Raw genomic sequence first — 12,566 nt, 5'->3', positions numbered from 1 at the left:
TTAATACTCAGATTAAGTCTTATAAAAGTGAGCGTATTATCATAAACTTGATTAAATGCTCAACAGTATTTAATAATTACTAACCTAGCGGAGAGAAACATGGCTTGGAATGAACCGGGGAATAACGATAAAGACCCCTGGAAAAACAAAGGCGGTAAAAACCAAGGACCACCAGATCTAGATGAATTGCTCAATGATTTAGGCAAAAAAGTGAGTGGCATTTTTGGCGGTAAAGGCGGAAGAAGCGCTTCTGGGGGCTCTGCTCCTTCAGGTAAGAGTATGTCTAGTATTGGCATAATCTTAGTGTTAATCATTGCGACAGTTGTCTATGCGTTTAGTGGTTTTTATACGATTAAAGAAGCCGAAAAAGGGATAGTTTTACGCTTTGGCCAGTTCTCTGGCATGGTAAACCCAGGTATCAACTGGAAGTGGACCTTTATTGACCGTATTATTCCTATTGACATGCAAAGCACGCGTGAAATGCAATCATCTGGCTTTATGCTAACGCAAGATGAAAATGTGGTTCAGGTTGAGATGCAAGTGCAATACCGTGTTATTGATGCCCGTGATTATGTTTTTAGTGTTACCAATGCTGACGACAGCTTGAAACAAGCGCTTGATAGTGCACTGCGCTATGTTGTGGGGCATGCAAAAATGGATGATATTCTGACCCGAGGCCGAGAACAAATACGTCAGTCGGTATGGGAAGAGCTAGATAAAGTTATTGAGCCTTACAGCTTAGGGTTAATCATTGTTGATGTGAACTTTAAAGACGCGCGCCCACCCAATGAAGTGAAAGACGCCTTTGATGATGCTATTGCCGCGCAAGAAGATGAAGTACGCTTTTTACGTGAAGCCGAAGCGTATGCGCGTGGTATTGAACCGCGTGCCCGTGGTCGTGTAAAGCGTATGGAACAAGAAGCCATTGCTTATAAAGGACAAATTGTTTTGGACGCGCAAGGTGAAGTTGCTCGTTTTGAAAAAATTCTCCCTGAATACCAAGCAGCGCCTGAAGTCACTCGTCAGCGCTTATATATTGCAGCGATGGAACAAGTGTATAGTAATACCAGTAAGGTTATGGTTGATGTTGACGGAGGTAATAATATGATCTACTTACCGCTAGATAAAATAATGCAACAGCAATCTACAACAACACCTCGCAGCACCGTTCAGTCATACTCACAGCCGCAGCAACAAAGTGTTAATTCGGCACCATCGACTTCAGGTCGAAGTGATAGATTTGATAACGGGAGTAACTAGACTATGAAAAACTTTATTATTGCGCTTATAGCAGCATTATTTATCTTAGTTGTCTCTTCTGTTTTTGTTATTTATGAAGGGCAGCGCGGTATTGTCTTCCAATTTTCTAAAATTAAACGTGACTCAGCCACAGATGTTATGATGGTATTTGAGCCAGGCTTACATTTTAAAATTCCATTTATTGAGACAGTACGCAAACTAGATGCACGTATACAAACCCTTGATGAAGCAGCAGATCGCTTTGTAACCTCTGAGAAAAAGGACTTAATGGTCGACTCTTTTGTTAAATGGCGTATTGTTGATTTCTCTACTTACTATTTACGTACTTCAGGCTCGGTTAATAACGCGCGTGCTTTACTTAAGCAAAAAGTCAATAACGGCTTACGTACTGAGTTTGGTAATAGAACAATTAAAGAAATCGTCTCTGGTGATCGCGACGGCATTATGGAAAAGGCCTTGCAAAGTGCGAAAAGCAGCCGTGAAGATCTTGGTATAGAAGTTGTTGATGTGCGAATTAAAGCCATTAACTTACCTACCGAGGTCAGTAACTCGATTTATGACCGTATGCGCGCTGAGCGTACTGCTGTAGCTAAAGAGCATAGGTCACAAGGTCAAGAGCAAGCGGAAATAATTCGGGCGACTATTGATTCAAAAGTAACGGTTATGTTGGCTGAAGCAGAAAAAAATGCACTTACTTTGCGCGGTGAAGGCGATGCACTGGCATCGAAAATATACGCGGATGCTTATGGTAAAGATGCAGAGTTCTATCGTTTTTATCGTAGCCTTGAAGCTTATAAAAATAGCTTTAACAGTAAAAGCGATATTATGGTTGTTAAACCAGACAGCGACTTTTTTCATTATTTAAAAGACGGCTCAAATACCAACAAATAAGATCAGTACTTTGATCGCCCTTTAAAAAGCCAGCATTGTTGCTGGTTTTTTTATATCTATATTAATATTTATATTGCGTATGACGTTAGTCAATGGAGACAAGTATGGTAGATACATTCATTTTAGCTTTTGGCCTAGTGCTTATAATAGAAGGGTTAGCACCGGCTTTATTTCCAAATAAATGGCAGCGCTATTTGCTTAAGTTAACGGAACAAACAACAGCCGATATTCGAAATATTGGCTTGTTTTTGTTAGCACTCGGTGTTTTTATTGTATGGATATCACAATAACCCTCCCTGTAGGCAAAAAGAAAATAAAACTAACCTATTGACACCTAAGTGTATTTTTTATATTGATAAAAAATAAGCCTTTTGCTCTTGGACTACAATTTGTTATTTGGTAGAATCTTCGCCTAATTTTCTTACGAAATAGTGATAATGGGCAAAAATGTAGTTGTTCTCGGCACCCAATGGGGTGACGAAGGTAAAGGTAAGATCGTTGACTTACTAACTGATAAGGCAAAGTATGTTGTTCGCTATCAAGGCGGGCACAATGCAGGTCACACTTTAGTGATCGACGGTGAAAAAACCGTACTTCATTTAATTCCATCTGGTGTATTGCGTGATAACGTAAAATGCCTCATTGGTAACGGTGTTGTTTTATGTCCTAAAGCGTTAATGACAGAAATAGCCATGTTAGAAGCAAAGGGCGTTCCGGTACGAGAGCGTTTGCTAATTAGTGATGCATGTCCACTTATTCTTCCCTACCATAATGCCTTAGATGCTGCTCGTGAAACGGCACGTGGCAATAAGCCAATTGGCACCACAGGTCGTGGTATTGGTCCAGCATACGAAGATAAGGTTGCACGACGTGGTTTACGTGTGGGAGATTTACTCTGCACAGAAACCTTTGCAGCAAAATTAAAAGAAGTGGTTGAATACCACAACTTCTCATTGGTTAACTACTACAAAGTGGAACCAGTGAATTATGACGAAATACTTGCTGATGCATTAGCCGTTGCCGACATCATTAAAAAGATGACGGCAGACGTGGCTGAAATCTTAGATCAAGCCCGTATTGCGGGTGACTCAATCATGTTTGAGGGAGCACAAGGTACACTGCTTGATATTGACCATGGTACATACCCTTATGTTACCTCCTCTAATACTACAGCCGGTGGTGTTGCAACGGGTTGTGGTGTAGGGCCAAGACACTTAGATTATATTTTAGGTATCACAAAGGCTTATACAACACGTGTTGGCTCAGGCCCTTTCCCAACAGAATTAGACGATGAAGTAGGTCATCATCTAGGCACTGTTGGCCATGAATTTGGCGCTACAACAGGGCGTGAACGCCGTTGTGGTTGGTTTGATGCGGTAGCAATACACCGTGCTATTCAAGTAAACAGCATTACAGGTTTTTGTTTAACTAAACTTGATGTTCTTGATGGTTTAACAACCTTAAAAATCTGCACTGGTTATAAAACAGAGTCAGGTGATATCATTACTGTGCCGCCAACGGCTGCAGAAGGTTATGATAAAGTGACTCCTGTCTATGAAGAGCTACCAGGTTGGACAGAAAACACAGTAGGGGCAACATCAATTGACGCCTTACCAGAAAATGCGCTTGCTTACATAAAGCGTATTGAAGAAATTACAGGAATCCCCGTTGATATTATTTCAACAGGCCCTGAGCGTAATGAAACAATTATTAAAGTGAACCCTTTCGTATAAGTGTTAACTTTACGCTTTGTCGCTAAAAAACCAACCTCAGGGTTGGTTTTTTATTGGGCGCAATCTAGCAACTTTTTATGTTAAGTCTAGACGAGTAATAATATAGCGTAGTTGATGTTGTGCCAGAGCAGTTGCAAGGAAAAAAATGAAACGTGTTGTACTTTATACCATGGACAAATGTCCTCATTGCCAAACGGCAAAGCGTTACTTAGAAGCGCAAAAAATTCCGTATCGTTTATGTAATGTAAAAACGCCTAAAGGCCAAAAAGAATTTGCCTCAACCGGTATGCGAGCTGTACCTGTTATAAAGATAGGCGACCAATTACTAAATGGTTTTTCTATTAAAGGTTTTAATCAATTATTTAAAAATGAATAAGCAGCAGTAGTTATTCGCTAATACATAAGGTAGGCTATCTTTAGTTCACATGCAGCTTTTTTAAAATATTAATGCTTTATTCGTGATAAAAGTATACAGTTTTGATGAGCATACGAAATACGACTAAGGATACATTACCTTGCAGCGAGCTTGTCGACATGGTTTTTTGTTTTTTATTTTTAGCTACTTTTTTGTTGCTAATGCAGCACACTTAACAGACAGTGCTATATTACAGAAGATGGATCACAGTCTTCATAAGAATCCATGGCAAACATACCAATTATTACTAGGTCAAGCTGAACAGCTTGATAATATGTCAGCACACTACAAGCTTTGGTGGCTATTACGCAAAGCAGAAGTAGAAAATCTATTGTATTATTTTGACCGTTTTGAAAACACGGTTACACAAGCAACAGCAATAATCGCTGTTAATACACCCGCTAAAATCACCATTAATTTCGATATCTTTCAGGGGCTGATTTTACAACGTCAAGGGCAGTATCAAGCAGCAAAAGCGATGCTAAATAAGGCTAAAAAGCTCGCCGCAAAAGAAAACTATGCTTTTTTGGCTATACAAGCTAGCCAAGAGCTAGCTTACACGCAAAGTTTAACCGGTATTTATGAGTTGTCATTAATAGAGCTGCAAACCGCTTTTAAAGAAGCATTTGCACTGGATGATAAGTTTTTAATTGCCAAAATTAATGAAGTTTACGGTGCGATATATGGTTACATGGATGATTATGCCCAATCGGTTGAACACTACAAGAAAGCGCTCGCTACTTACCAGCAATTAGGCTATCCCTATTATATAGCGGAGGCAGTGTATGGTTTAGCTGTTACGTACCGTTATTGGCAGAAGTATGATCGCGCAATTGAGTATTATCAACGTTATCGAGCAACCATTGAGTTTAGCCCTAATAATGTTAATGGTAAGTTTTTTGCTGCCTATGGTGTAGCCATGAGTGAAGCGGCTCAAGGTCGTTGCGAACAAGCATTAATATCGATAAATAAGGCAGTGAATTTAGCAGGGTTAATTGACTACAAAGCTGAGTTATACAAACACAAAGCCCAGTGCTTAATCAAAGCTAATAAATTAGCAGCAGCGACAACGGCTTTAGCAAAAGCCAATGAAATCTTTGCACGCATGCCAGAATTACAAGGCACAAGTTGGCAAATAGACACGATAAAAATTAATGCTGAAATACTACAAGCAAAAGGCAATAGTAATGCAGCATATAAAGCACTAGCGCGCTATAATCAGCAGAAAGTTGCCTTGCTAAAGCATAACATGTCTGAGCGTCTGTTAAGCGTGAGAGGCGCCTTAGAGGCTGAGCGGCAAAAAGTAGAAATATCATTACTGCAACAACGTGCCAAAGTGCAGCAATTACAAGTTGCACAACAAAAACAAGCGAACGCGCTTCAAGCATACATTATTGCTGTTGTGATATTACTGGTGTTTTTTATGTTGTTCATTACTTTGTTGCAGCGACACAATAACAAAAAGTTGACCCAACTGGCAGTGCGTGACCCACTGTCTAATTCTTTTAATCGGCGCTATGTCTTCAACTTTCTTGACAAACTAGTGCACGCTAATCAAGCAGAAAAAAATACTATTTCGATCATGGTGATAGACATTGATGATTTTAAGCAGGTTAATGATTTATACGGACATCCGTTTGGGGATGAGGTGATTAAAAAAGTCGCAAGTATTGGTGCTGACGTCTTAAGAACAGAAGATGTTATCGGCCGTGTTGGCGGAGAAGAGTTTCTTTGCGTGTTACCCAGAATAAATGCAGCGCAGAGTTTACAAATTGCACAGCGTTTTGTAAATACCGTGAATCAATTTACCTTTGTTACTGAGGCTGGGAGCGTAGATAAAACCAGACAACAAGTAAAAGTTACCGTTAGTATCGGTTTAGCAACCACTTCCAAAGCGGTACAAACAAGCGCAGCGTTATATCTACAAGCAGACAAAGCACTGTATCAGGCAAAATACAGTGGTAAGAATCGGGCGATACAATACCATAATTCGATGAAGTACTTACCGCATGATAAAGTGAGTGACCGCAATGAAACGTCAACGCTAAATGAAGCATAGTCACTTTTCTCCACTCATGTCATCTGCAGTTTTACCCTCTTCACAATCGCCTTTACGTATATACAAACAAGCCGTTAGCTTGCTGCAGTGTTACTTAAAACAGCTAGGCTACCAAGCGCAAATTCACTTTGAGCTAGAAGGGTGTTATCACATCACAAGTGCCAAGCACACTTCGCAAAAACTCAATTTTGATCTTATCAATCAATATTTACGTAGTGTCAACATAGACGGTGAGATTGTTAGCGAATATTGGCGAAACCAGTGGGAATATGTCTCTTTGTTTAAGGGACAAAGCCCATTAAAAGAAGCCATGAATGTGCATTGGGCGCTGCAACAATTACCACAGTTATTTAAAATGCTATACCGTGACGTTGGCTTAGTGAATACATTAATTAAGCCGGTGGTTTGGTCAGGTGATCAAGGCAAGCTAGCACAAGGCTCTAAGCAAATTTTTACCCATGATACACGTGCTGTTCATATTCCTAATGCCATTCAGCTCAATGTAAGTGTACTAAATAACCAAGGTGAAAACCTGATTGCCCAAAAGCGGTTTGGTGAATATTTACAATATTGCTTTTTATCGACGAGCTACCAATGTGCTTTGTTGTATTTACCAGAAGAGGCGGCTTTTGAGCGTTTAACGTTGAAAACACAATATGGTTTAGCACAAGAGTTGTGTTCACCGGTCGACATCTCGGGTGGACATCAAGGTAGTGTCGCACTATATACAGTGTTAGGGAAGCATAACCAACAAATGGGTGAGGAGCCGTTGTTGTATGATCACTGCAATCAAATATTATCCGTTGAGCAAAACTGGCAAAAAACAGCACGAATTGAGCACAGGCTAGGGGCATCAAGTGTTGCATATAACCCCTACGTTAATGTGATCTATGGTTTGCTCAATGTTATAGATGCCATTGAAGCTTATGAAAAAAATAATGACCTATCAACTCCTAAGTTTATGCCAGTAGCTCTACCTACTTCACTCTATACCCCTCAAGCACGAGGACAACAAAAAGACTCTTCACAAAGGTCTAGACAAGATGTAGGAGCGATAGAGTTATTTAAAGCCAGTACTTGGTTTAGTGATAGTTTACATTCAGTACAAGAGAAATATATTTCATTAAAACCAAGCACAGCGCTTGACTGCCCTGTGCGGTTAGGGGATAAAATAAAAAAAATGGTGTTAAATAACTACCTTGATAAACAGTAACCACACCGAATAAAACAAGAAGCCAACTTATGGATTACAAAAAATCAGCACATATTAAAGCGCCATTATTAAGTGGCTCTAGTGTTAGTGCAAAGAAACAAGCACTTAAAGCTTACTTCAGACAAACCTGGACAGAATATGAATCACTGTTTTCGCTTATCAATGATGACAGTGCTTATTTTTTACGCCCAGAGCCTTTGCGTCATCCATTAATTTTTTATTTTGGTCATACAGCAAGTTTTTATATTAATAAACTGCTCTTGGGTAAGTTCATTTCAACGCGGCTTAATGCAAAAATAGAAGCAATTTGCGCAGTCGGTGTTGACGAAATGAGTTGGGATGATCTAAATAACGCCCATTATGATTGGCCCAGTGTTAATGAAGTTAAGTGCTATCGAGAACAGGTGTCGACCCTAATTGAAAAACTTATTGATACAATGGCGTTGCAACTGCCTATAACTCAAGACTCCCTTGCTTGGGTGATTCTTATGGGGTGTGAGCATGAACGTATTCACCTTGAAACCTCATCCGTTATTATGCGTATGCTACCTTTAGAATATTTAACAGCAAATGAACATTGGCCTAGTTGTTCAAAGCAATCAAGTGCACCAGAAAATACCTTAATGCCAGTTAAAGGTAAGTTAATCACCTTTGGTAAACCGGCCAGCGATGATACCTTTGGTTGGGATAATGAATACGGGCAGAACACAATAAATCTTGATGATTTTAAAGTGTCTAAGTATCTAGTTTCTAATCAAGAATATTTAGCTTTTGTGAAGGCTGGTGGTTATCAACGGCCCGAGTTTTGGACTGAAGAGGGGCAGCAATGGCTACATTTCACTCAAGCCACCATGCCGCGCTTTTGGCTAGAGAAAATAAGCGAGAATAATGAAGTATCGTATTGGCAACGCAACCTGCTCAATGAAATACCGCTGCCCTTAAATTGGCCCGTCGAAGTTAACTATCTTGAAGCCAAGGCATTTTGCCAGTGGCGAAACAAGCAAAACTACCTGCTTAGCAAAGAGTCGGCTGAAGCTAACTACATCCGCTTACTAACAGAGGCCGAGTGGTTATGTTTACGTGATAAGGTTAAGGGGGATTTAGCCTCTTGGGATAAAGCGCCAGGCAATATAAATCGCGAATATTATGCCTCATCTTGCCCGGTAAACCAGTTTGAACATGAGGGCGTATTCGACATAGTTGGCAATGTTTGGCAATGGACAGAATCGCCCATAGATGGCTTTAAAGGCTTTGAAGTTCACCCCTTGTATGATGATTTTTCTACACCTACTTTTGACAGTAAGCATAACCTTATTAAAGGTGGCTCGTGGATTTCAACAGGTAATGAAGCACAACAACATTCTCGTTATGCTTTTCGTCGGCATTTCTTTCAGCATGCCGGCTTTCGTTATGTAGAGAGTGCTAGCCCTCAACTACCTAACCTTGAGGCAAATCACTATGAAACTGACCTTAATATCTGCCAACAGCTTCATGCCCAATACGGCATAAGTGCAACCGACTTAGCAAGTGCCGCATTACCTAAAACACTACAACACTATAGTAAGCAAATAACAGACCACGTAATAGCTGCGATAGCACAATGTAAAGTCGCCACGACTAAGTGTCTTGATTTGGGCTGTAGTGTGGGCCGTAGTACTTTTACTTTAGCGCAACATTTTGATCAGGTAGACGGTGTTGACTTCTCAGCCCGCTTTATTCGCCACGCTGTTCATTTAGCGCAAGGAAAATCGGTGCGCTATCAACTAAAAAATGAAGGTGATATTGTTGATTTTCATGAAATAAGTCTACTAAAAGCGGATACAGTTAACCGTGAAAAAGTTCACTTTAGCCAAGGTGATGCGAGTAACCTTAAAGACTCCTTTGCGGGCTATGATGTAGTGATTGCTCAACACATACTTGAGCAACACTATGATCCACGTTTATTTTTACAAACTATACATCAACGCTTAAATAGTCGGGGCTTGCTAATCATTATCTCAAATTATGATTTTGACGAGCAGCAAACAGTAAAAGCGAATTGGTTAGGGGGAATGAAAGTTAATGGCGAAAATGTGACAGGCTTTGATGGCTTATCAACACAACTAACACCCTACTTTGCCTTAATAGAGCAACACCAACTTACGCGTGTTATTAAAACAAATCATCGTAATTATTCACTGAGCTTCCCTCAATTAAGCGTTTGGCAGTTGAAATAAAACAGCAGTATCTATTCTTCTCTCGTTGCACCAAATCAAAACTCAATGCCTCATTATTGTGCTTTTATGGTGCAACATCGCATTTTAACCACAATATAAAATAAATAAGTCATTGATATATGATGTTTTATCTTTATGGCACATGAATTGAATTAGTCAGCTTACTATTCGCTAAAATTATAAATAGAGGTTTGCTGTGAAAATAGTCAATGCAATAATAAAACCATTTAAACTAGACGATGTGCGTGAAGCGATTTCAGGCATTGGTGTTGAAGGGATCACCGTCAGTGAGGTGAAAGGGTTTGGTCGTCAAAAAGGGCATACCGAATTATATCGTGGTGCAGAGTATCAGGTCGACTTCTTACCAAAAGTTAAACTTGAAATCGCGGTGCATGATGACATCGTTGAGCGCTTGGTTGAAGTCATTAGCCAGTCTGCTTATACAGGTAAAATTGGGGATGGAAAAATTTTTGTTTACAGCCTTGAGCAGGTCATTCGTATACGTACGGGTGAACAAAATGAGGAGGCAATTTAGTCGATATTTTTATTATTTTAAGGCTGAGTAATTACCAAAACAAAATTTTTTAAGGATCAATGATGGAAAACAATATTTTTCAATTGCAATATGCGCTAGACACTTTTTATTTTCTAATGTGTGGTGCGCTCGTTATGTGGATGGCAGCAGGTTTCTCAATGCTAGAAGCAGGATTAGTACGCGCTAAAAACACCACTGAAATATTAACTAAAAATGTCGCACTGTACTCAATTGCTTGCATAATGTACTTAATTGTTGGCTACGATATTATGTATGGTGGTGGCGTATTTCTAAATAACATAGGGCTAGACGGTGCGAGCAATGCTCAAGCCCTAGTTGACACTGTATTGGTAGAATCAGCAGAAGCCGGTTTTGCTGGTGGCGCTGTTTATTCTAATGCCGCAGACTTCTTTTTTCAGGTAGTGTTTGTTGCAACGGCAATGTCTATTGTTTCAGGGGCAGTTGCTGAGCGCATGAAGCTATGGTCTTTCTTGGCATTTACTGTGGTACTAACCGGCTTCATTTACCCTATGGAAGGCTCTTGGACTTGGAATGGCGAAGCTGTTTTTGGTCTGTATACCTTAGGTGATCTTGGTTTTTCTGATTTTGCTGGCTCAGGTATTGTACATTTAGCTGGCGCTTCAGCCGCACTAGCAGGAGTATTATTACTGGGAGCACGCAAAGGTAAATATACTAGAGATGGAAAAATACATGCAATCCCGGGGGCCAACTTACCAATGGCAACTTTAGGTACCTTTATTTTATGGATGGGATGGTTTGGTTTTAATGGTGGTTCAGTATTAAAATTAGCCGACATCACTAGTGCTAATTCTGTTGCTATGGTCTTTTTAAATACCAATGCTGCAGCTGCAGCGGGTGCTTTTGCCGCGCTAATAACCGCAAAAAAACTCTTTAAAAAAGCAGATTTAACCATGACCTTAAACGGCGCATTAGCAGGGCTGGTTGCAATTACCGCCGAGCCTTCTACACCGTCGCCAATTCAGGCAACAATATTTGGTGCTATTGCAGGTGTTATCGTTGTGCTTTCAGTACTTGCGTTAGATAAAATTAAAATTGATGATCCAGTGGGGGCTATCTCTGTCCACGGAGTTGTGGGTTTCTTTGGTTTAATGATAGTACCTATCACAAATGCTAGTGCTAGTTTTAGTGGTCAGTTAATTGGCGCGGCAACGATTTTTATTTGGGTATTTACAACCAGTCTTATTGTTTGGTTTGCTTTAAAGAAAACCATGGGTATACGGGTTAGTGCAGCAGATGAATACGAAGGGAGTGATATCACTGATTGTGGCATGGAAGCCTACCCAGAATTTGCACGTATTAAATGATCTTTAGCTAAAAAATAAACTAAGTCTATTTTAGTTTGAACTAAGGTAATAAAAAGTAGCGATTAAGCTGCTTTTTATTACCTTTTCTATAAGGAGTAGGAGCTAGCGCTTTAAGAAGCGTTTGCTAATTGAAAAAGCAAGTAAGCAAAATATAGTAAACAGAGCCGGCGAGCCGCCGCTACTACTGCCACCCGACTCAGTATTACCAGAGTCTGCTATCAAGGTATTTTTTGCCGGAGACAATTCTGCGTCTGTCACTTCTGATGAATCAACGATGGTAATTTGTTCAATCACGACAAAGTTTTCAATACCTGGTGCCGTCATATCAGAGCAAGTTTGAGTTTCAGCTATTACCATGGGGATCCCTTGTAAGCTTTCGTAAGTACACAAGGTTAGTTGCTGTATTTTTTCGATCACAGCCATGCCATCACCGATAACCTGACCAAAAACGGTAAAACCACCATTTTGTACATCTAAATTACTGGCATTGTTTGCTAAGTTAAAAAACCATTGATCCGTCGCGCTATTTGGGTTTCCTCCTTGTTTAGCCATAGCAATAGTACCCTTTACATTAGAGTACACGGGTTCATTGAGAACCGCCGGATTAGTCTCACTGCGCGTTAAAGGCCAGTCACCATCAAATGTAAAGCCACCACCTTGGACAACAAAGTTTGAAGAAACACGGTGAATTACCGAATTTGTGTAATGTTGCTCTTCAACATATTGAAGAAAATTCGCCACTGTTTTTGGTGTAGTTTGGTCAAATAAATTTACTTGAAAGTCACCTTGTGAGGTATGGAACTCAACAATGGTCGCGTTAACAATTGAGGTTAAACTTGAAAATAGTACAGCAGTACAAAGTAATTTTTTTAGCATGGTTAAAACCTAAAGAAGAAAT

Annotated in this window: 11 protein-coding genes; 10 read left to right on the top strand and 1 reads right to left on the bottom strand. The window is 40.0% G+C overall.

Annotated features, from left to right (window positions below; all coding sequences use genetic code 11):
• Positions 1 to 99: 99 nt before the first annotated feature.
• From hflK to AC0UA9_RS05435, 10 genes are all read left to right on the top strand, one after another.
• Positions 100 to 1,260 carry an FtsH protease activity modulator HflK gene (hflK, locus tag AC0UA9_RS05480; protein WP_475658058.1) on the top strand — a complete coding sequence of 387 codons (1,161 nt, stop codon included), beginning with the start codon at positions 100 to 102 and terminating at the stop codon, positions 1,258 to 1,260.
• A gap of 3 nt (positions 1,261 to 1,263) precedes the next feature.
• Positions 1,264 to 2,151, top strand: a complete 888-nt coding sequence (gene hflC / locus AC0UA9_RS05475; RefSeq protein ID WP_475658056.1) for a protease modulator HflC — start codon at positions 1,264 to 1,266, stop codon at positions 2,149 to 2,151.
• Between the two features lie 104 nt (positions 2,152 to 2,255).
• A complete protein-coding gene (locus tag AC0UA9_RS05470) occupies positions 2,256 to 2,441 on the top strand; it encodes a DUF2065 domain-containing protein (protein ID WP_475658053.1) in 186 nt (61 codons plus the stop codon).
• 147 nt (positions 2,442 to 2,588) lie between these two features.
• Positions 2,589 to 3,884 carry an adenylosuccinate synthase gene (locus tag AC0UA9_RS05465; protein ID WP_475658052.1) on the top strand — a complete coding sequence of 432 codons (1,296 nt, stop codon included), beginning with the start codon at positions 2,589 to 2,591 and terminating at the stop codon, positions 3,882 to 3,884.
• A gap of 145 nt (positions 3,885 to 4,029) precedes the next feature.
• Positions 4,030 to 4,260 (top strand): glutaredoxin family protein, encoded by a 231-nt coding sequence (locus AC0UA9_RS05460; RefSeq protein ID WP_475658050.1) that lies wholly within the window; start codon positions 4,030 to 4,032, stop codon positions 4,258 to 4,260.
• Between the two features lie 139 nt (positions 4,261 to 4,399).
• The gene (locus AC0UA9_RS05455; protein ID WP_475658048.1) at positions 4,400 to 6,358 is read left to right on the top strand and encodes a tetratricopeptide repeat-containing diguanylate cyclase; all 1,959 of its coding nucleotides are present in this window, start codon (positions 4,400 to 4,402) and stop codon (positions 6,356 to 6,358) included.
• On the top strand, positions 6,348 to 7,571 hold the full coding sequence (locus AC0UA9_RS05450; protein WP_475658046.1) for a hypothetical protein: 1,224 nt from the start codon (positions 6,348 to 6,350) through the stop codon (positions 7,569 to 7,571). The genes AC0UA9_RS05455 and AC0UA9_RS05450 overlap by 11 nt, the downstream gene beginning before the upstream one ends.
• Before the next feature lie 29 nt (positions 7,572 to 7,600).
• On the top strand, positions 7,601 to 9,787 hold the full coding sequence (gene ovoA, locus AC0UA9_RS05445; protein ID WP_475658043.1) for a 5-histidylcysteine sulfoxide synthase: 2,187 nt from the start codon (positions 7,601 to 7,603) through the stop codon (positions 9,785 to 9,787).
• A gap of 196 nt (positions 9,788 to 9,983) precedes the next feature.
• The gene (glnK, locus tag AC0UA9_RS05440; protein WP_475658041.1) at positions 9,984 to 10,322 is read left to right on the top strand and encodes a P-II family nitrogen regulator; all 339 of its coding nucleotides are present in this window, start codon (positions 9,984 to 9,986) and stop codon (positions 10,320 to 10,322) included.
• A 62-nt stretch (positions 10,323 to 10,384) separates the two neighbouring features.
• Positions 10,385 to 11,668 (top strand): ammonium transporter, encoded by a 1,284-nt coding sequence (locus AC0UA9_RS05435; RefSeq protein ID WP_475658039.1) that lies wholly within the window; start codon positions 10,385 to 10,387, stop codon positions 11,666 to 11,668.
• Positions 11,669 to 11,770: 102 nt separating this feature from the next.
• Here AC0UA9_RS05435 and AC0UA9_RS05430 read toward each other — a convergent pair whose 3' ends face one another.
• Positions 11,771 to 12,544: a peptidylprolyl isomerase gene (locus tag AC0UA9_RS05430; RefSeq protein WP_475658036.1), complete on the bottom strand. Its 774-nt coding sequence runs from the start codon at positions 12,542 to 12,544 to the stop codon at positions 11,771 to 11,773.
• Positions 12,545 to 12,566 lie beyond the last annotated feature (22 nt).

Source organism: Colwellia sp. F1 (genome assembly GCF_056238625.1).
This window is presented reverse-complemented; position numbering and strand designations above follow the sequence as displayed.